The sequence below is a fragment of the Flagellimonas iocasae genome (assembly GCF_042682725.1).
Lineage (GTDB): Bacteria > Bacteroidota > Bacteroidia > Flavobacteriales > Flavobacteriaceae > Flagellimonas > Flagellimonas iocasae.
In genome coordinates this window covers 920,280-940,974 of record NZ_JBHUHU010000003.1, presented here as the reverse complement: position 1 = coordinate 940,974, position 20,695 = coordinate 920,280, and the positions used below count along the sequence as shown (strand labels likewise).

The window sequence follows — 20,695 nt, the reverse complement described above, 5'->3', positions numbered from 1 at the left end:
TCCAATGAAAACAGACCAGCTAAAATCCATTTTGTGGAGCCAATTTGGCGCCAGTATCGATATGTTACAAAATGCCATCTCACTATGCCCTGAGGACATTTGGGACAATGAAGAAAAGTTTTGGTATAATGCCTATCACTGTATCTTCTTTTTGGATTACTATCTTACTCCAGACCCAGTGAATTTTACTCCTCCCCTACCATTTGATGAATCTGAATTTGAGGATCGAATGCCCCCTCGCACCTATAGCAAGACAGAAGTTCTTGAATATTTGAGCTATTGCAGAAAAAAATGCAAGTCATTGATTCATGAATTATCGAAAGAATCCATTCAACATCATTGGACCAACCAATCCAAAACCATGGATTATAATGTGGTTGAAATTTTGCTTTACAACATGCGGCATGTTCAACATCATGCGGCCCAACTCAATCTATTGCTTCGGCAACAAATTGATGATGCACCAAGGTGGGTTCGTCATGCAAAAGATACTATTTAAGTGTAAAGTATTGTGCCTTTAGCATTTAATTCAAAAAAAAACTACTTTTAGGGGAATAGGGTGCACACCCTTAATTTGCACAAAATGAAACTAAACCCAGAACAAAAGAAAGAAGCCCATGACATGATGGAGCTTTGGGAAGACGATTTGTTGGAACGTTACCCCGAGAAACCCACTAAATCCAAAGAAGAATTCCGAAACTACGATGACCCCGCGCGGGACACCGTAAAGGAATTCTACAGGATGAACCACACTTTTCAGACCTATGATTTTGTGATGGAAAAGGAAAAAGAGTTCCTTTCGCTCAATCGTAGGGAAATGGGATTATGGGATGCCGTGGAGTATCTCAACACCTTAGTGGATGACTCCGACCCTGACATTGATTTGGACCAGACCCAGCATCTTTTACAGACTTCGGAGGCTATTCGTGCTGATGGACAACCCGATTGGTTTGTGTTGACAGGATTCCTTCATGATTTGGGCAAAGTACTCTGTCTGTTCGGTGAGCCGCAATGGGCTGTGGTGGGCGATACGTTCCCAGTGGGCTGCCAGTTTTCCGACAAAATTGTGTATCCAGAATTCTTTTCAGCCAATCCAGATATCGACAATGAACAATTCAACACCAAACTAGGTGTGTACAAAGAAAACTGCGGCTTGCGTAATGTGCATCTGTCCTGGGGCCACGACGAGTACCTCTACCATGTGATGAAAGACTATCTCCCCGAAGAAGGACTTTACATGATTCGGTACCATAGTTTTTATGCCCAGCACCGAGAGCATGCGTACGACCACTTGATGGACAAGCACGATCATGAAATGTTCAAGTGGGTGAATAAATTCAACCCGTATGACCTTTATACCAAGGCACCTGTAAAACCCAATGTAAAGGAACTACGCCCTTATTATGAAGATTTGGCCGCTAAATACCTCCCTGATACGATTCGGTTTTAGCGGATGGTACAATTCATCAGTTTTTTTGTTTTTACAGCCTTTGTGGCTGCCTATTCTAGCTGGAAACTAAGAAAGGACAAGCTTTCCACCCAAGATGGGTATTTTTTAGGAGGGCGAAGCTTAACTGGAATCGTCATTGCAGGTTCCTTGCTGTTGACCAACATTTCCACTGAGCATTTGGTGGGCATGAATGGTGATGCGTATAAGCATGGTGGAATCATCATTGCATGGGAGGTCACATCGGCATTGGCCTTGGTAGCTGCCGCCTTGTATTTTGCACCTCGTTATTTGAAAATGGGGCTGACCACCATCCCAGAATTTTTGGAAAAACGTTTTGATGGCCTCACCCGGACCATCATAGCATTTTTGTTGATTATTTCCTTTGTTTCCACGCTTTTACCCATCGTTCTTTACTCAGGAGCCATCAGCATTGAACAGATTTTTGACATTTCTGGGCTACTGGGCATTACCCAAAATGAAGGACTTTGGTTAACCGTGGTCACCGTAGGCTGCATTGGTGCGGTCTATGCCATTTTCGGCGGATTAAAGATGGTAGCGTATACCGATACTATCAATGGTTTTGGTTTATTGATAGCGGGCATTTCCATTCCCGTTATGGCACTTTGGAATATTGGGGATGGCCATATTTTTGAAGGCTTGCGACTAGTTTTTGAAAAAGCCCCGGAGAAATTCAATGTCATCAGCAATGAAGTTTCTGTGGGCGAAGGTTCCCGCGATGCCATTATGCCATTTGGGGTATTGTTCACTGGATTGATCATCAACCAGCTCTATTTTTGGACGATGCACCAGTCAATTATCCAGCGGGCTTTAGGCGCTGTCAACCTAAAAGAAGCGCAAAAAGGATTGCTCTATACTGGGCTGTTGAAAATCTTGGTTCCCCTGATCATTGTTCTCCCCGGAATCATTGCCTTTTACTATTTCAACGAAACGTTTTACGACCAAAAGGAGTTGGTATATCCCAGCTTGGTCAAAAAAGTACTCCCTTTTTGGATGACCGGTTTTTTTGTAGCCGTATTGATGGGTGCCATATTAAGCACCTTCAACAGCGCCTTGAACAGTGCGGCCACCATATTTAGTTTGGGCATCTACAAAAGATATGTGAACAAAAGCGCCAGTGAAAAACGATTGGTGAAAATGGGAAAGACCACTTCGGCCTTATTGGCCATTTTTGCCATTGGTATTGCCCCATTTATTGCTCATGCGCCTCGAGGACTCTACCAGTTGTTGCAACAGCTCAATGGCATCTTTTTTATTCCGATGGCCACTGTGATTCTGGCTGGATTCTTTCTACCAAAGGTTTCCGCTAAAGGAGCCAAAGTAGGGTTGTTGTTTGGGTTGATTTTCTACGTAGTCACCAATTTTATCTTGCAGGTAAATTTGCACTACGTGCATCTTTGGGGCATTGAGTTTGTGTTGAATATCGGGGTGATGCTATTGGTATCGCGCTGGTCACCCAGGGTCAATACGTTTAGCATCACAGATATTGGGGTGGTCGATGTCACCCAATGGAAATACGCAAAGGGTTTTAGTATATTCTTGGTGTTGGCCACATTGGCCGTTTATGTGCTTTTGGGCCATATAGGCTAAATCATTCCATCCAACCTAATTCTTTTTGTTTTTAGAAGTTTCAACCTTGGATTTTAGCTATCCAAATTCCTATGATACATTTCCGCCAAAAATTTTATCGTTTGGGTCAATCAATTTTGGGCCGTACCCCTAATTTACTTTCAAACATAAAACACATACTGCGATGAAAATTTACGAGGCCATTAAAAAAGATCATGATATTCAACGAGATTTATGCAATAAGCTAATTGATACATCGGGAGACTCCGAAGAAAGAAAAGAACTCTGGACAACGCTTAAAAAGGAACTGGAAGTACATGCCCTTGCTGAGGAACGCTATTTTTATTCCCCATTAATTGATACGGACGAAATGCAGGAAGATGCACGGCATGGTATGGCCGAACATCATGAAATGGATGAACTAATCGAGGAGCTAACCGGCACCGATATGAGTTCTCCCCATTGGTTGGCGACCCTAAAAAAATTGGTGGAAAAAGTAGAACATCATCTTGAAGATGAAGAAGAGGACTTTTTCGTAAAGGCTAAAGATTTGTATTCTGAAAAGGAAGCGGATTCTTTAGCGACAAGTTACGAGGCCACTATGGACGAATATCGAAAAACATGGCCTGAGTCCATCCCTGGGAAAAGTGAGTAGCAGGTAAAGTTCCCTTGGCAAAGTAGTTTCTTTTTTCTAAGCTTGCTTTGCTTATTTTTACTTCATGTCCTATTACGACTATATTATTGTAGGTGCCGGTGCCTCAGGTCTGCTATTGGCGGATGCTATGGGCAAGGATGAATTCTTTGCTTCCAAAACCATTCTGATATTGGACAAAGATGACAAATCCAAAAACGACCGTACTTGGTGTTTTTGGGAAAAAGGCAAAGGTGATTTCGATGATTTGATCTACAAAACTTGGGATAGCATTTATGTGGCCGGACAAGAATTGGACAAATCTACTTCCATTGTGCCATACACCTATAAGATGCTTAAGGGCATTGACTTTTACAATCACTTTTTACCGAAGGTAAAAGCGTATCCCAACATTACTTTGGTTAAAGAAGAGGTTACCCATATTGAAGAAAGGAAAAATGAGGTTGAGGTAAGCACGGCATCCCAAAAATTTACCGGACAAATGGTATTTTCAAGCCTGTATGATGCTTCTATCCCTCTAAAGCAAAGGACATTTCCTGTTTTGCAGCAACACTTCCTCGGATGGAGCATAAAAACCGAACAGTCGGTATTTAATTCATCCGAAGCTACTTTTATGGACTTTTCTATACCGCAAAAAGGAAATACGCGATTTATGTATGTGCTTCCGTTTTCTGAAAGTGAAGCCTTGGTGGAATACACGCTGTTTTCAGAACAGCTTTTGGAAAAAAACGAATACGAGGAAGCCATCAAAAAATACATTAAAGAAAAATACAACGACACTCCCTACACTATCCAAGAAACGGAGTTTGGTACCATTCCCATGACCTGCTATCCCTTTCATCAGCACAATACGGAACGGTTATTTCATATTGGTGTTGCCGGAGGATGGGCCAAACCAAGCACTGGATTCACTTTTTACAACACCAGCCAACAAATTAACCGTTTGGTAAATCATCTAAAGCAAGGAAAACCACTTACTCAGTTTTATAAACGAAGCCGATATCGGTTCTACGACATGTTGTTGTTGGACATTCTCTATAAAGACAATCATTTGGGGCAATCCATTTTTGAATCGCTCTTTCAAAAAAGAAAAGCTTCATTGATTTTAAAGTTTCTAGGGAATGAATCCAACCTCTGGGACGAACTGAAAATTGTTTCAGCCCCAAAGCCCAAACCTTTTCTGAAAGCTTTGTGGGGAAGACTATTTTAAACGTTGCGTTGCATCAAACTTTCCCCAAATTGAAGTAATGCTTGCTTATTCTCCTCTGGGAGGTTCATTTGATCCAAAGTGGCGAACGCTTTTTCTGTATACTTTTTGATTTCAGCTTTGGTCTCTTCAACAGCTCCACTTTCTTCAAAAATAGCCTTCACCGTTTCCACTTTTGCGGTAGAATCCTCAGGCTTTATGGAATATAGATGCAACAACCCTTCCCGGTTTTCTTTGGATGCATTTTCTAGGGATTTCAGATACAAAAAGGTTTTTTTGTTCACCATAATATCACCTCCAACCTGCTTTCCAAACGTTTTGGGGTCTCCAAAAGCATCCAGATAGTCATCTTGCAGCTGAAATGCAATACCTAAATTTCGACCGAACTCATAAATGGCATTGGCATCTTTATCCGATGCATTGGCCACAATGGCTCCCATTTTCATGGCCGCGGCCACCAAAACCGAAGTTTTGTATTCAATCATTTTTAGATATTCTGGAATGGTGACATCATCACGGGTTTCAAAATCAACATCATATTGCTGACCCTCGCAAACCTCCAAAGCGGTTTGACTAAAAAGCATGGTGAGTTTTTTGAATACTTCAGGTGGATAGTTTTCCAAAAATTGGTAGGCCAAAATCAACATGGCATCTCCAGAAAGGATTCCTGTGTTCACATCCCATTTTTCATGAACGGTGGTTTTTCCCCTTCGCAAGGGGGCATCATCCATAATATCATCATGCACCAAGGAAAAATTATGGAACATTTCAATGGCGAGGGCGGCATCCATTGCCATCTTGTGATTTGCACCAAATAACTCCGCGGTCATTAAAGTAAGGACGGGACGCATGCGCTTCCCTCCCAACCCCAATATATATTGAACGGGTTGATACAGATTTTGGGGTTCGCCAAACTTGGTCCTTGAGTCTAAGTATGAAACAAAGGAATCCCTGTATTGCTCAATGCGATCACTATTTGCCATAGAGCCAAAAATACATTCAAAAACCCGAAAAATATCAAAATCCGATAAATCCCTGAGAAACAAAGCATCCAACCGGCTAATTACACATCCTGAAAAAAAATTGCTCCAAAAATGCAATAGATTTGAAATGCTTCGTCTTTACAAATGAAGCACACAACCAGTCCTTTATTTAAATGGCGGCCAAAACAGAGAATAGAAACAACCTAACCACATTTTTCGATGAAGAGTATCATTCATTGAGATCGTATGTGCAGTCCAAAATTCGCGACACCTCGGAACGAGATGCGGAGGACATTGTGCAGGACGTGGCGTTACGGGTATTCTCAAAGGCGGACGACATATTGCCTATCAACAATATTGGAGGTTTTGTGTACAGCGCAATCCGAAACCGGATCATTGATATCATGCGCGGAAGAAAAGAGCGCAAATACTCCAGTGACGACATTGATCGCCAATGGCAGGACTTTGCCGAGCTATTTTATGGGGATGCAGACAATTCATATTCCCCTGAAATGGAACAAGCCCTGAAAAATGCGGTCACGGAATTGAAACCTGTTTATAGGGACATTATCATCGCTATTGATTTTGAAGGATACTCCTATAAAGAAATCGCATCAAGAACTGGTATTTCTACTGGCACCTTAATGTCGCGAAGACATCGCGCCATGTCATTATTATTAAAAAATCTAGAAAATATAAAAGAATTTAAAAGCATGTAATTATGGAACATTCTAAAGACTTTGAGAAAAAAATGGAGCGAAACGTGGAACACTACGTAAAAAAAGTGGTCAAGATAATTGCCATGGTCATCTTTGGAATTGCGTTGTTTTTACTGGCCATTTACGCACTCATGTGGTTGTGGAATTGGCTCATGCCCGACCTGTTTGGCCTCACGACAATAACCTACTGGCAAGCCCTGGGCATCTTCGTTATCGCTAAACTTTTGTTTGGCTTTGGTGGTGGAGGTGGAAAAAATAAAGGCAAATCCAGTCACAAAAAGAAGTTTAAAGCGACACATCGATGTAGTACCATGCGAAGAGACTTTGACGAGTGGAAACACTACGAGCAATTTTGGAAAGAAGAAGGTGCAGAAGCTTATAAAAATTACGTGGAACGAATCAAAAACGACAATCATGATACCGAGTAAAAAGAACATCATTCAAGAACGCTTTAAGCGTCAGTACAAATCCTTTTTCTGGAGTTTACGATCAAAATCTACGATCCAGTCCAAAAAAGATTTCCATTATCGTCAATATATCGTTGGTTGGCACCCTTGATAACCCAGGCTTATGCCTTCGTTAAAAAATTGTAAAACCTTGGAAACTTTTTTTGTTTTTAAAGTTTCCTGAGTTACTTTTGCCGCTCATTATGAGGGAAAAGATTATACAAAAGGCAACGGAGCTGTTCTTAAACCTGGGTTTTAAGAGCGTGACAATGGATGATTTGGCCAATGAGATGGGGATTTCCAAAAAGACGATTTATTCTCATTTTCAGAACAAGACAGAACTGGTAGAGGAAAGTACATCCAATCTTTACTGCGTTATTTCGGGGGGCATCAATGACATCATTACGCAACAAAAAAACCCAATTGAGGAACTGTATGAGATCAAAAAATTTGTGATGGTACACCTAAAGGACGAAAAATCATCCCCTCAATACCAATTGCAGAAATACTATCCCAAAATTAGCCGAACCTTAAAGCAACGGCAATACGAAGTAATGTTGGGATGCGTAAAAGACAACGTTAGCCGCGGAATGGAAATGGGAATTTACCGGGATAACCTTAATGTGGATTTTATATCCCGAATCTATTTTTCGGGAGTGAGTTGCATCAAGGACAATGAGCTTTTCCCCGTTCAGATTTTCTCCATGCCGCAACTCATGGACTATTATTTGGAATACCACCTAAGGGGCATTGTAACCCCAAAGGGACGAAAAATACTAAACTCAATCATCAATTCAAATCAAGAATAAATGCGAACAACCCTAATCAGCTTTTTACTACTATTACCGTGGTTTTCATCAGCGCAAGACACCATTGCCAGTTTCAGTTTGGATGGAGCCATTCAGTATGCTTTAGAGCATAACTACAGCGCCATGAATGCCTCACGGGATTTGGTGGATGCCCAAAAACAGAAATGGGAAACCATTGCAAGCGGACTACCTCAAATCACAGGAGACATCAGTTATCGAAACCAATTGAAGCAACCCGTATCACAGATTCCAGCCGAATTTTTTGGTGGTGAGCCCGGAACCTATCAAGAGGTCGTGTTTGGTCAACCCCAATCCGCATCGGCTACGGCCACCTTGCGACAACAGATTTTTGATGGATCATACATTGTGGGGGTGCAGGCCACGAAAACCTTTTTGGATTACAGCCAGAACAACAAAGAGAAGACCGACCTCGATGTTAGAAAAGCCGTGGTTGAAGCCTATGGCAATGTGCTCTTGGCCCAAGAAAGCGTTTTGATCTCTGAAAAGAACAAGGAAACCTTGGAGAAAAACCTCTATGAAACCCGACGTATCTATGAGAACGGACTAGGCGATGAAGAAAGCGTGGATCAATTGCAGATTACGCTCTCTTCCGTGGACAATCAATTGAAGAATGCACAGCGTTTGGAAAAGATCACGCTGCAGATGCTCAACTTGGTGCTGGGACTTCCAACGGAAACCCAAACTGTTTTGACCGAGGATTTGGATGTCCTTACCCAAAAACAAATTGATCTGGGATTATTGGATTCAGATTTCAAAATCGAAAACAATGTGGACTTTAAATTGGCCACCAACCTTCAGGAACAGCGCTATTTTGAACTAAAACTGGCCAAAAGCCGGGCCTTGCCTACGCTAAACGCCTTTGTCAACTATGGCGGAAACTCTTTCAGCGACAGTTTTAATTTCTTGAGCAGTGGTCAACCTTGGTTTGCATCATCCATTTTGGGTGTGGACCTGAGCATTCCCATTTTTAGTTCTTTAGGTCGAAGTGCGAGCACCCAACGGGCTAAAATTGCCCTGGAAAAGGCTAAAACCCAATTAACTGAGGCACAGGAACAGATTCGCCTCCAATTGGAAAGCGCCAAGAGTGATTATATCCTAGCCGTGGAGCAATATGGCACCTCAAAGGAAAACTTAGAGCTTGCGGAACGCATCGAGAATAAAAATCAAATTAAATATTCAGAAGGTTTGGCCACCAGTTTTGAGTTACGACAGGCCCAGACCCAACTCTATACCACGCAACAAGAATATTTGCAATCCATGGTCGACGTCATCAACAAGAAGACCGAACTGGAAACTATTTTAAATCAATAATCAAGAAACAACTCAATCACATGAAAAAAATAATTCAACTATCAATATTGGGAATCCTCATCGCATCATGCGGCGGTGGAGGCAAGAACACCGTTGAAGGCGTTTTGGAAACGAAGGACATCACCAAAATTCGAGAAAAACGCAATACCCTTACCGAAGAACTAAAAGCCTTGGAAGATCAGGTAAAACAATTGGATGATGCCATTGCCGAACTGGATGATAACTCCAAGTTGCCGTTGGTTTCCACCCTTACCGTTCAACCTGAGGAATTCAATCACTTTTTGGAATTGCAAGGTGATGTAATGACCAAGCAAAACGTGCTGATCTATCCAGAAATGGCCGGTACTTTGTACCGCGTTTACGTTAAGGAGGGCCAGAAAGTTTCCAAAGGACAGGTTTTGGCTTCCATTGATGATGGAGGACTATCCAGCCAATTGGCCCAAATGCGGACCCAAGCGGAATTGAGCAGGACCACTTTTGAGCGTCAAAAAAGACTTTGGGAGCAAAATATTGGTTCTGAAATCCAGTTTCTTCAGGCCAAAACCAATTATGAGGCCCAACAAAGTGCCGTTAAACAGTTGGAAAGTCAAGTGGGCAAATCCACCATTCGTGCACCTTTCGCAGGTATCATCGATGATGTTATCAAAGATCAAGGTACCGTGGTATCGCCCGGGCCCGGTTCTGAGGTGTTCCGTATTGTGAACTTATCCGATATGTATATTGATGTGGAAGTGCCTGAAGCCCATCTGCCTAACGTAACCATTGGCAAAATGGTGGATGTTTACTTTCCAGTTTTGGGCGAATCCGTTTCAACCAAAGTTCGCCAAACCAGTAACTTTATCAACCCTAGCAACCGTTCGTTCAATGCTGAAATACCTGTACCCAATAACAGCGGACATATAAAACCGAACCTGACTGCACAGGTGAAAATCAACGATTACACCAATGAAAGTGCCATTCTTATTCCACAAAGTGTGGTTTCGGAAAATGCAGAGGGTGAGCAATATGTGTATATCATAGCCGAAGAAAATGGAGAGGTGGTTGCCAAAAAATCAGTCATTAAACCCGGCAAGACCCAAGGCGATTATCTTGAAGTTCTTGAAGGTATCAAGGCCGGAAGTCAGGTTATTGTTGAAGGTGCCCGTAGTGTGCGGGATGGCCAAACCGTTAAAGCGATAGACTCAACCATAACCGCTAAAAACTAATTGACCACAAATGGAAAAAGCTAAAAAGAACGCAAATAAGGAATTTCGCCTTTCGTCATGGGCCATAGACAATCCGTCAGTGATCTATGTGATGATTGGGTTATTCTTCATTATAGGTCTGTCTTCCTATTTTGCTATGCCCAGGGAAGATTTCCCTGAGGTGGAAGAGACCAAAATATATGTGAGTACCGTCTATCCCGGAAACACCGCGGAAGATATGGAGCGTCTGGTCACAGACCCTCTGGAGGATGTCCTAAAAAATATCAGTAATGTGGTGGAAATCACCTCCACCTCACAAGAGGATTACTCCATGATTATTGTTGAGTTTGATGAGGACATCTCCGTTCAGTATGCCAAACAAAAGGTAAAAGACGAGGTTGATACCGAGAAAGCAGGCGAAGACTGGCCTATTTTTAATGGCGCCAAAGTTGAGCCCAATGTGTTCGACCTTAACTTGGCAGAGTCGTTCCCCATCATGAATGTGAACTTAACGGGGGACTATCCTGTTGAGCGACTTAAAGAGTTTGCCGAATATTTGGAAGATGAGATTGAGGACCTCCCACAAATCAAGGAGGTTGATATCCGTGGTGCCCAGGAACGGGAAGTTGAAGTTGCTGTGGATGTGTACAAAATGATGGCATCCCGCGTCAATTTTGACGATGTCATCTCTGCCATTTCCAATGGAAACATGACTATGTCTGCTGGTAACCTGGTCACCAGTGGGCAACGACGAACCATTCGTATCATAGGTGAGATTGAAAATCCATCAGAACTGAAAGACTTTGTGGTAAAGTCCGAAAATGGCGCCATTTATTTAAGGGATATTGCCACAGTTACCTTTGCAGAGGAGGATAAAACTACCTACGCTCGGGAACATGGTTCGCCAGTGGTGATGTTGGACATCAAAAAAAGGTCTGGAAAAAACACCATCGAGGCATCCGATCAAATTCGAGCTTTGGTGGAAGAGGCCAAGGAAAATTACTTTCCTAAAGACCTTTCTGTAACCATTGCCAACGATTCTTCTAGCAGAACCTTGAACCAAGTGGACGATCTGGTCAACAACATTATTTTCGGGATCATTCTTGTGGTGACGGTTCTGATGTTCTTCCTAGGTTTTAGAAACGCACTTTTCGTAGGTTTTGCCATCCCAATGTCCATGTTTATGTCTTTCATGATCCTAACGGCTTTGGGCTACACCTTGAACACGATGATTCTCTTCGGATTGATTATGGGACTGGGAATGTTGGTGGACAACGGAGTTGTGGTTGTTGAAAACGTATACCGATTGATGGACCAAGAAGGCATGTCTCGCAAAGAAGCTTCCAAAAAGGGTATTGGAGAAATTGCCATTCCCATCATCATTTCCACTGCAACCACAGTTGCCGCGTTTGTTCCTTTGGGAATGTGGCCGGGTATCATGGGAGAGTTTATGATTTTCTTCCCTATTACCTTATCGGTGGTGCTTGGTTCCTCCTTGTTCGTGGCCATTTTCATGAACTCCATGTTGGTATCGCAGTTTATGCAGGTAGGTGAAAAAGAATTGACCAGGAAACAATTAATTCGACTGAGCATCATTTTAGGAGGCTTTGGTTTATTCATCTTCATCGTGGGAGGTCCGGTTCGCGGATTGGGCACCTTGATGATCGTAATCGGCATCATGTTCTGGTTGTACAAATATTTCTTGAAACCTTGGGCAAGACGTTTTCAAACCAAAAGCTTGGTAAGCTTGGAGAATTTTTACGAAAACCAATTGAAAAAGGCACTTAGGGGCAAAAATGTGTATTGGTATTTTGGATTTACTTCCCTACTTCTGATATTGTCGTTTGTTTTCTTTGGAATGTCATTGGGCTCACAACGGACCAAGGTGGAATTCTTCCCAGATAACACCCCCAATGAAATCTATGTGTACATCGAGTATCCACAAGGAACCGATATAGAAAAGACCAATGCCATTACCAAAAGCATTGAGGAACGGGTCTACGGAGTTACCGGAAGGAGCAAGTACAACAAGGGTGATTTCAACTTTTTGGTTCAGTCCAGTGTTTCCCAGGTAGGTAAGGGAGCGGAAAACCCATTTACCGAAGGAGGTTCTGCTGCTGAAATGCCCCATCGTGGAAAGATTACACTCTCCATGCGTGAATTTAAGTATAGAGATGGGTTGGACACCGAAAACCTGCGCCAACAAATTCAAGATACCTTGGCAGGGGTTTATCCGGGTGTGACCATTTCAGTTGAAAAAGATGCCGTTGGTCCGCCAGCGGGTTATCCCATCAACATAGAAATTGAAGGGTTGAATTACGATACCTTGATCAGCACCGCGGAGCGGATGCGTAATTTCATCAATAGTAAAAACATAGCCGGTATTGAGGAGCTAAAAATTGATGTGAACAAGAGCAAACCTGGTATGCAGGTTGAAGTTGATAGGGCCAAAGCCGGTGAATTGGGTGTTTCTGTTGCGCAAGTTGGCCAACAGTTGCGTAGGTCCATATTTGGGGATAAAGCAGGTATTTACAAAAAGGATGGCGAGGATTATGATATCAACGTCCGTTTTAATGAAGATTTGCGTTACAACACCAGTGCTTTGTTCAACCAAAATATCATTTTTAGGGATCCATCCAATGGTCAGATTAAGGAGATTCCGGTTTCCGCAGTGGCCAATCAAAGGAACACCTCTTCCTTTAGTGCCATTAAGCACGTGGACACCAAGCGTGTGGTGACGGTGTACTCCGCCTTAAAACCTGGATTCACGGATGCAGCTGCCATTGTAGCAGAAATCCAAAATGAAATGCAGGAGTTCAAGGGACTTCCCCCAACCGTAAAAATAGATTACACCGGACAGATTGAAGAACAGAACAAGCAAATGTCGTTTTTGATGGGTGCTTTCTTTTCCGGTTTGGGATTGATCATGCTTCTTTTGGTATTCCAATTTGGTGGAGTTTCCAAACCTGCAATCATTATGATGGCCATATTCCTGAGTTTTATCGGGGTTTTTGGCGGATTGATTATCACAGGTTGGTCATTTGTGATCATGATGACCATGATGGGTATCATTTCCTTGGCGGGAATTGTGGTGAACAACGGTGTGGTGCTTTTGGATTATGCCCAGATTCTCATCGACCGTAAGAAAATTGATATTGGTATTTCGGATGATGAATTGTTGAACCGTGAAGATGTTACCGATGTGATCATTAAAGCTGGTAAAGCACGTCTACGCCCTGTATTGTTGACAGCCATTACCACGGTATTAGGTTTGATTCCGTTGGCAATTGGTCTGAACATTAACTTTGTTAGCCTGTTCTCAGATTTTGACCCACAGGTGTATATGGGTGGTGACAACGTAATTTTCTGGGGACCTTTGGCGTGGACGGTTATCTTCGGTTTGATTGTAGCCACGTTCTTGACCCTGATTATTGTACCGGTTCTTTTCAATATTAGCTACAGACTTAAAATCAGGATTCGAAAATGGACCTCCAAGCATCAAACACCGGAGACAGTTGCCGAATGATTGATATGAGCACAAATAAAAAAGCCCCGACCAATGGTCGGGGCTTTTTACTTCATTACAGTATTGTTTTAATTGTCTATTGAAACAACTTCTGACTGGTTCCAGTTTTTTACATTGACAATACGATTGTCTGAAAAATCAACTTCCTTCAAAACATCACCTTCCCAAAAGAACCACTTGCCTACTCTTGTACCGTTTTCATACGTACCAGAGGCGAGTTTTTTACCGTTTGCATCATACATCAGCCATTCGCCGTGTAGTTTACCTTTCATTAAATAGCCAGTTTGTGCTATTTCACCGTTTTCGTGAAAATATGTAGCTTTTACCATTTTCCCCACTTTTTCCAAAGTCGGTTCTGTATCTTGTGGATACATACAAACCGAAAACATCACTGCCAAAATAAATATTGCTTTCTTCATAGTTTATGGGTTTTTAAAACATTCTTTCTCAATCAATAACGCCACAAATGTATTTAAATTTTACATTAAATAAATATTTAAATAACATTTAATTTACATTAAGTTAACATTAAAAATGTATATAATTGTATATCAATATTTTAATGTGATTTTTTATTGGAGGTTAGATTCAGTTTAATCGAGGAAATCGGTCATTTTTCCGAATCAACACGCTTCAATGTAAATTTAAAGTTAAGAAAAAGTTAGTTAAATATCATCCAATAAAGTCTTAAAATTTCAATTGAACTCACTGGAAAAAACTCCCCATCAACAGAAAATGCCGCTAACTGACCATTCATTTCGGTATTCCTATTAAATTTGCCCTCCAGAACGAATAACATGTACAGAAGCACTACTTGCGGAGCCTTGAGGGCATCAGATATCGGTTCAGAAGTTGTATTGAGTGGTTGGGTCCATAAACTGCGGGATAAAGGTTTTGTGGTTTGGGTTGATCTACGAGATCGCTACGGCATTACTCAGTTGGTTTTTGATGCGGATAGAACCTCAAAAGACCTCTTGGAAAAAGCCCGTGAACTCGGCCGGGAAACCGTAATCCAAGCAAAAGGACAGGTGATTGAACGGGCCTCCAAAAACCCAAATATCCCTACGGGAGAGATTGAGGTTTTGGTCACCGAGCTTACGATTTTGAACAAATCCCTTTTGCCTCCGTTCACCATCGAGGATGACACTGATGGAGGCGAAGACATCCGAATGAAATATCGCTACCTGGATATCCGAAGGAATCCGGTAAAGAACAACCTCATTTTCAGGTCCAAAGTGACCATGGAAGTGCGTAAATATCTTACCGACCAAGGTTTTATTGATGTGGAAACTCCATATCTCATTAAATCCACCCCGGAAGGTGCGCGTGACTTTGTGGTGCCAAGCCGCATGAATGAAGGTCAATTTTACGCCTTGCCCCAATCGCCCCAGACTTTCAAACAGTTGTTGATGGTGGGTGGAATGGACAAATACTTCCAGATTGTAAAATGTTTTAGGGATGAAGATTTACGGGCCGACCGTCAACCTGAGTTTACCCAGATAGATTGTGAAATGGCCTTTGTGGAGCAGGAAGATATCCTCAACACTTTTGAAGGTCTAACCAAACACCTCTTGAAAGAAATCAAAGGTGTGGAAATTGAAGAATTCCCCAGAATGACCTTTGATGATGCCATGCGTTTGTACGGTAATGATAAACCCGATATCCGATTTGGGATGCAATTCGGGGAATTGAACGAGGTTGCCCAGCACAAAGATTTCAATGTCTTTAACTCCGCAGAATTGGTGGTTGGTATTGCTATTCCCGGAGCTTCAGAATATACTCGAAAAGAAATAGATGCCCTCATCGATTGGGTGAAGCGACCTCAGGTAGGAGCCAAGGGTATGGTCTATGTAAAATGCAACGAAGACGGCAGCTACAAATCTTCTGTGGATAAATTCTACGATGAACAAGATTTGGGCAAGTGGGCCGAAGTGACTGGAGCTAAACCGGGAGACCTTATTTGTGTGCTTTCGGGTAACGCCAATGAGACACGTTCACAATTGAGCGCACTTAGGATGGAATTGGCCAACCGTCTTGGTTTGCGTAAACCAGATGAATTTGCTCCGCTTTGGGTTGTTGACTTTCCGTTGTTGGAACTCGATGAAGAAACAGGCACCTACCACGCCATGCACCACCCGTTCACATCACCCAAACCGGGGCAGTTGGAACTTTTGGAGACCGACCCTGGTGCTGTTAAAGCCAACGCTTACGATTTAGTGTTGAACGGAAATGAGATTGGTGGAGGTTCCATCCGTATCCATGATAAACAGGTACAAGCAACCATGTTCAAACATTTGGGCTTTACTCCAGAAGAGGCCAAGGCCCAGTTCGGATTTTTGATGGATGCCTTCCAGTATGGTGCACCTCCTCATGGCGGTATCGCTTTTGGTTTGGACCGATTGGTGGCCATCTTGGGTGGTCAAGAGACCATTCGCGATTTTATCGCCTTCCCTAAGAACAACAGCGGCAGGGATGTTATGATAGATGCCCCAGCAACGATTGATGATGAACAATTAAAGGAACTTCATCTAAAAATTGATATGTAAACTTTCTGTATCTTTCGATATGGATAAAGCAATAAATGGCATGCTATGTTCAACTTTTTTGTTGACCTTGGGTATGATATCTGGTTGCAACCTCAGTAAGAAAGAAGAACCTTTTCAAGTTGATACCACCAAGTATCTTCACAGTATTGGATATATTGATCCCTCAGAAGCCCGACTGAACAAAGGCTTCAAGGTCTGCGACGAGGAGCGAATTAATCAATATTACAATCCAAAAGAAGCCACCTATAGCAAAGGGAAAAATGGGCTACGAAATTTCATTCTGCAGAACTACAAAAATGAAGGATACCAAGATTCAGGTTACCTTACCATTCGCTTTGTTATAAATTGTGAGGGGCAAGCTGGGCGATACGTCATCCATGAAAACAATCTGGAATTAGTCCCAACAAAGTTGAATCCAAAAATGGTAGCTCAACTTTTTGATCTTACAACCCAACTTAAAAGATGGAATCCAAATATCATATTCGATAAACCTTCGGATTCCTATATGTTCTTAACCTATAGAATAGAGGATGGAGAAATTATGGAAATATTGCCTTAGTCTCATTCTGCTGATTGGATTTTCCTGTGGAGACAGCCCAGAGCTCACCCCAGAAGAACGAAGGGCCATGGCTGAAGAAGTTTTTAAAGAAGCCCTACAATACGGCCAAGGCACACCCAAGTGCATGCAGTTGATAGAAAAAGCGACCCTTATCGATACCACGTATGCCGAAGCAATACGAGAGCTTTCGGTGGCCTATCTTAAAAGAGGCTTACCACATAAATGGAAACCATTGTTTGACCGCGCCGTGAAACACGACCCAAAAACCTGGTTAATGTCGAGAGGTGTAATATATTTAAAATCATACCGGGATTACAAAAAAGCCATTGAAGATTTAGATGCTGCGGATGCGCTTACGCCAGATTTTGTGGATTATGTTGCTGGACACAGCATTGATTTTTGGCGTGGAATGGCCTATTTAGGACTGAAAGACTATAAAAATAGCATCCAATACTACGATAAGCATATACAAAAAGAGACTGAGGAAACTGGTGAGGATTGGGTAGAGTTGGAAGCATTCCTGTATCGCGGAATAGCCTACTACGAAATGGGAAATAGAGAAGAAGCCAAACTCAATTTCAACAAAATATTGCAATATTCCACTAGATCTGCCGATGCCAAATATTATCTTTCTAAAATTTTAAGTGAAAGTGGGCAAATAGATTCGGCAAAAGCATACATTAAAGCAGCGAAAGAAGATTTTGAATTGGGATTTTACAATCGAAGAAATTATGTTGAGGCCCTGCGGCAGGTTTATTGGGAAGATTTGGATGAACTCGAAAAAAAATTGGATGCGTAATTTAATTTTTAATTGAACATGTCCAACAAAAAGAAAAAGTTACTAACCCGATTTCTTTTATGGCGTGCCAAACACGTATCACACACCCAATTTGTGGCCATACTGAGCATTTTGGTTGGGTTCACCTCCGGAATGGGTGCCGTGGTATTAAAAAACCTCACACACTTTTTTCAACACTTAATGGAAGGTAAGCTTGTGCAATATTATCACCATGCATTCTACTTTGTGTTTCCCATCATTGGTCTTGCCTTGGTCTATGTCATCATCAAATATGTTATCCGAAAAAAGGTAAGCCACGGCATTCCGTCCACCTTGTATGCCATTTCCAAAAGAAAGGGAATCATGGACCGAAGTCAAATGTTCGGCTCCATACTAACCGCACCAATCACAGTAGGTTTTGGAGGGTCTGTAGGTCTTGAAGGTCCAACCGTGGCCACCGGGGCCGCCATTAGCTCTAACATTGCCAGGGCATTACATTTAAATCACGCTACACGGATTCTTCTGATCAGTTGTGCTTCAGCAGGAGCCTTATCCTCAATTTTTAAGGCTCCCATTGCCGCCATTGTTTTTGCCATTGAGGTTTTTAGCTTGGATTTAACATTGGCCTCCCTACTCCCACTCCTTTTGGCTTCCCTATCCGCTATCATCACCTCCTATTTCTTTTTTGGTGATGACGCGCTTTTACCATTCCAGATCGTGGATGGATTCACTATTGCGGACGTTCCTTTTTATATGATACTTGGAGTGTTTGGTGGTATCACATCCATTTATTTTTATGAAGCTTATACTAGGATTCAAAAGCAATTCGACAAGCTTAAATCTCCCATCCATAAATTGATTATCGGAGGAATCGGAATAGGTATCCTTGTTTTTTTGGTCCCACCGCTATACGGTGAAGGGTTTGATGCCATGAACAATTTGGTACAGGGAAATACCCATGAGGTACTCCGAAGAAACATCTTTGATTTGGACCTCAACAATCCTTGGATGGTCATATTTCTTTTGGCCGGGCTTGTCGCTTTTAAAATCATCGCCAGTGCCCTCACCTTCGGTGCAGGAGGTGTAGGTGGTATTTTTGCTCCAACACTATTCATGGGCAGCCTCATGGGCAATTGTGTCGCTAAGTTCATCAATCACTTGGGGATTTTCAAAAACACTGTTTCTGAAAGTAATTTTACCCTAGTCGGTATGACCGCGCTCATGGCGGGGGTATTGCATGCTCCTTTGACTGCGATATTTTTAATTGCTGAAGTAACAGGTGGATACGAGCTATTCATCCCACTAATGGTGACCGCTGCCATTTCCTATGCAATTGCAAGATATATACACCCACACTCCGTTTATGCTATGCAGCTAGCTCGAAAAGGAGAGCTCATAACCCATAATAAAGATCACGCGGTATTGATGTTCATGGAGATTGATAAAGTCATAGAACGCAATTTTTTACCTGTCTTTCCTAAAATGACCTTAGGCGAAATTCTTCACAAAGCAGTTACTAAATCCAAAAGGAATATTTTTCCGGTTATCAATGAAAAAAATGGTTCGCTATTAGGAATTATTCTTATGGATGATATAAGACCCATCATGTTTGACCAAACTTTGTACGATAAAGTCAAGGCAACCGATGTTATGCAAACCCCACCGAACGTCATTGACCTCGAAAACGATAAGATGGCTGATGTAATGCAAAAGTTTCAGGATAGCGGTGCTTGGAACCTTCCAGTTATAAAGGATGGGAAATACGAAGGTTTTATCTCAAAATCAAAACTGTTGACGGCCTACCGTCGCGAACTCATCAATTACACCCAATGAAAATTAAGTTTAAACATATTATAGTTCTCATTACCCTAGCTTCCCTAGCTTCAATTGTTTATGGGTTCACCCTGGATAAAAAAAAGACCGAATCTGCGCATAAATTCATTGGTTTGGGGACCGTTAGTCTGTTTTTGGTGGCTATGCCGCTTTTCCTTTATAAGGAAAGTAAGCACAAAGACATGAAAGATTACATGCTCACGAAGGACAATATTATGAAAATGAGAGAGAAAGAGGGCAAAAATACTGGGAATCAATAATTTTCTAAGATTTAATACTATATTGATCCAAGGCGACGTAAAAAATTATATTTTCGTGTTTTAACAAATTATTTTTTTAATGACCGGTACAGTAAAATTTTTTAATGGATCCAAAGGTTATGGGTTCATTACTAACGACAAAACAGGAAAAGACATTTTCGTTCATGTAACAGCCTTGAACGGAGTGGAGTTGAACGACGGCGACAAAGTAGAATACGAAGAAGAAGAAGGAAGAAAAGGAAGGGTTGCTGCCCAAGTGCAGGTAATCGGATAACAATATTTTATTTTGATTTAACCAACCCTCGGCATTGCCGGGGGTTTTTATTTAGTTTAGGTTTCTGCGCTGAATAAAGAAACGTTTCAACAATTCGGCTGACTCATTTTCCAAAATTCCGCCGACCACTTCCGTTTTGGGATGTAAATGACCACCCATCACATTAAAACCACGTTCCAAGTCCCTCGCGCCGTACACCACTTTTGAAATTTGGCTCCAGTACAAAGCACCCGCACACATTTGGCACGGTTCCAGTGTAACATACAGCGTACAACCCTGTAGATATTTCCCTCCTAAAAAATTGGAAGCAGCGGTAATGGCCTGCATTTCGGAATGCGCAGTCACATCCATCAATCGCTCCGTAAGATTGTGGGCCTTGCCAATTATTCGGTTATTCACCACAATAACGGCACCAACGGGCACTTCCCCATTTTCAAAGGCTATTTCGGCCTCTTGCAAGGCCTTCTTCATAAAATACGTATCGTCAAACGGATTTTCCACAATTATTTTTAAGGATTTTATGAGATGGCTAAGCTACACATAAAATAAT

20 protein-coding genes are annotated in these 20,695 nt (G+C 42.0%); 17 read left to right on the top strand and 3 right to left on the bottom strand.

Annotated elements, in window-relative coordinates:
* Positions 1–4 precede the first annotated feature (4 nt).
* The 5 genes from ACFSJE_RS11485 to ACFSJE_RS11465 all read left to right on the top strand — a co-directional run bounded on the left by ACFSJE_RS11485 (position 5) and on the right by ACFSJE_RS11465 (position 4,899).
* Positions 5–499: a DinB family protein gene (locus tag ACFSJE_RS11485; protein WP_379831116.1), complete on the top strand. Its 495-nt coding sequence runs from the start codon at positions 5–7 to the stop codon at positions 497–499.
* A gap of 84 nt (positions 500–583) precedes the next feature.
* A complete protein-coding gene (locus ACFSJE_RS11480) occupies positions 584–1,450 on the top strand; it encodes an inositol oxygenase family protein (RefSeq protein ID WP_379831115.1) in 867 nt (288 codons plus the stop codon).
* 3 nt (positions 1,451–1,453) lie between these two features.
* A complete protein-coding gene (locus tag ACFSJE_RS11475) occupies positions 1,454–3,058 on the top strand; it encodes a solute:sodium symporter family transporter (protein WP_379831114.1) in 1,605 nt (534 codons plus the stop codon).
* A gap of 163 nt (positions 3,059–3,221) precedes the next feature.
* A complete protein-coding gene (locus ACFSJE_RS11470) occupies positions 3,222–3,692 on the top strand; it encodes a hemerythrin domain-containing protein (protein WP_379831113.1) in 471 nt (156 codons plus the stop codon).
* A gap of 64 nt (positions 3,693–3,756) precedes the next feature.
* Entirely contained in the window at positions 3,757–4,899 is a 1,143-nt protein-coding gene (locus tag ACFSJE_RS11465; RefSeq protein WP_379831112.1) for a lycopene cyclase family protein, read from the top strand.
* Here the strand turns inward: ACFSJE_RS11465 and ACFSJE_RS11460 are convergent.
* Positions 4,896–5,879: a polyprenyl synthetase family protein gene (locus ACFSJE_RS11460; protein WP_379831111.1), complete on the bottom strand. Its 984-nt coding sequence runs from the start codon at positions 5,877–5,879 to the stop codon at positions 4,896–4,898. The two genes, ACFSJE_RS11465 and ACFSJE_RS11460, sit on opposite strands and share 4 nt — an antisense overlap.
* Before the next feature lie 173 nt (positions 5,880–6,052).
* On the opposite strand from ACFSJE_RS11460, the gene ACFSJE_RS11455 reads away from it, so the two are divergent.
* From ACFSJE_RS11455 to ACFSJE_RS11430, 6 genes are all read left to right on the top strand, one after another.
* Entirely contained in the window at positions 6,053–6,598 is a 546-nt protein-coding gene (locus ACFSJE_RS11455) for an RNA polymerase sigma factor (protein ID WP_379831110.1), read from the top strand.
* Positions 6,599–6,600: 2 nt separating this feature from the next.
* Complete coding sequence (locus ACFSJE_RS11450; RefSeq protein WP_379831109.1) at positions 6,601–7,026, top strand: hypothetical protein; 426 nt, start codon at positions 6,601–6,603, stop codon at positions 7,024–7,026.
* Positions 7,027–7,247: 221 nt separating this feature from the next.
* Positions 7,248–7,853: a TetR/AcrR family transcriptional regulator gene (locus tag ACFSJE_RS11445; RefSeq protein WP_379831108.1), complete on the top strand. Its 606-nt coding sequence runs from the start codon at positions 7,248–7,250 to the stop codon at positions 7,851–7,853.
* On the top strand, positions 7,854–9,185 hold the full coding sequence (locus ACFSJE_RS11440) for a TolC family protein (RefSeq protein ID WP_379831107.1): 1,332 nt from the start codon (positions 7,854–7,856) through the stop codon (positions 9,183–9,185).
* 20 nt (positions 9,186–9,205) lie between these two features.
* Positions 9,206–10,390, top strand: a complete 1,185-nt coding sequence (locus tag ACFSJE_RS11435; protein ID WP_379831106.1) for an efflux RND transporter periplasmic adaptor subunit — start codon at positions 9,206–9,208, stop codon at positions 10,388–10,390.
* A gap of 10 nt (positions 10,391–10,400) precedes the next feature.
* On the top strand, positions 10,401–13,895 hold the full coding sequence (locus tag ACFSJE_RS11430; RefSeq protein WP_379831105.1) for an efflux RND transporter permease subunit: 3,495 nt from the start codon (positions 10,401–10,403) through the stop codon (positions 13,893–13,895).
* 68 nt (positions 13,896–13,963) lie between these two features.
* Here ACFSJE_RS11430 and ACFSJE_RS11425 read toward each other — a convergent pair whose 3' ends face one another.
* Positions 13,964–14,314, bottom strand: coding sequence for a toxin-antitoxin system YwqK family antitoxin (locus ACFSJE_RS11425; protein WP_379831104.1), 351 nt, complete (start codon positions 14,312–14,314; stop codon positions 13,964–13,966).
* A 378-nt stretch (positions 14,315–14,692) separates the two neighbouring features.
* Between ACFSJE_RS11425 and aspS the strand changes: the two genes are divergently transcribed.
* The 6 genes from aspS (at position 14,693) to ACFSJE_RS11395 (ending at position 20,145) form a co-directional block, all read left to right on the top strand.
* Entirely contained in the window at positions 14,693–16,441 is a 1,749-nt protein-coding gene (gene aspS / locus ACFSJE_RS11420) for an aspartate--tRNA ligase (protein WP_379831103.1), read from the top strand.
* Between the two features lie 19 nt (positions 16,442–16,460).
* A complete protein-coding gene (locus tag ACFSJE_RS11415) occupies positions 16,461–17,000 on the top strand; it encodes a hypothetical protein (RefSeq protein WP_379831102.1) in 540 nt (179 codons plus the stop codon).
* Positions 16,972–17,799, top strand: coding sequence for a tetratricopeptide repeat protein (locus ACFSJE_RS11410; protein WP_379831101.1), 828 nt, complete (start codon positions 16,972–16,974; stop codon positions 17,797–17,799). Before ACFSJE_RS11415 ends, ACFSJE_RS11410 begins: the two co-directional genes overlap by 29 nt.
* An 18-nt stretch (positions 17,800–17,817) precedes the next feature.
* Positions 17,818–19,611, top strand: a complete 1,794-nt coding sequence (locus tag ACFSJE_RS11405) for a chloride channel protein (RefSeq protein ID WP_379831100.1) — start codon at positions 17,818–17,820, stop codon at positions 19,609–19,611.
* Positions 19,608–19,871: a hypothetical protein gene (locus ACFSJE_RS11400; RefSeq protein WP_379831099.1), complete on the top strand. Its 264-nt coding sequence runs from the start codon at positions 19,608–19,610 to the stop codon at positions 19,869–19,871. Before ACFSJE_RS11405 ends, ACFSJE_RS11400 begins: the two co-directional genes overlap by 4 nt.
* 79 nt (positions 19,872–19,950) lie before the next feature.
* Positions 19,951–20,145, top strand: coding sequence for a cold-shock protein (locus tag ACFSJE_RS11395; protein WP_379831098.1), 195 nt, complete (start codon positions 19,951–19,953; stop codon positions 20,143–20,145).
* A 51-nt stretch (positions 20,146–20,196) separates the two neighbouring features.
* Here the strand turns inward: ACFSJE_RS11395 and ACFSJE_RS11390 are convergent, their stop codons facing one another.
* On the bottom strand, positions 20,197–20,646 hold the full coding sequence (locus ACFSJE_RS11390) for a nucleoside deaminase (RefSeq protein WP_379831097.1): 450 nt from the start codon (positions 20,644–20,646) through the stop codon (positions 20,197–20,199).
* Positions 20,647–20,695 lie beyond the last annotated feature (49 nt).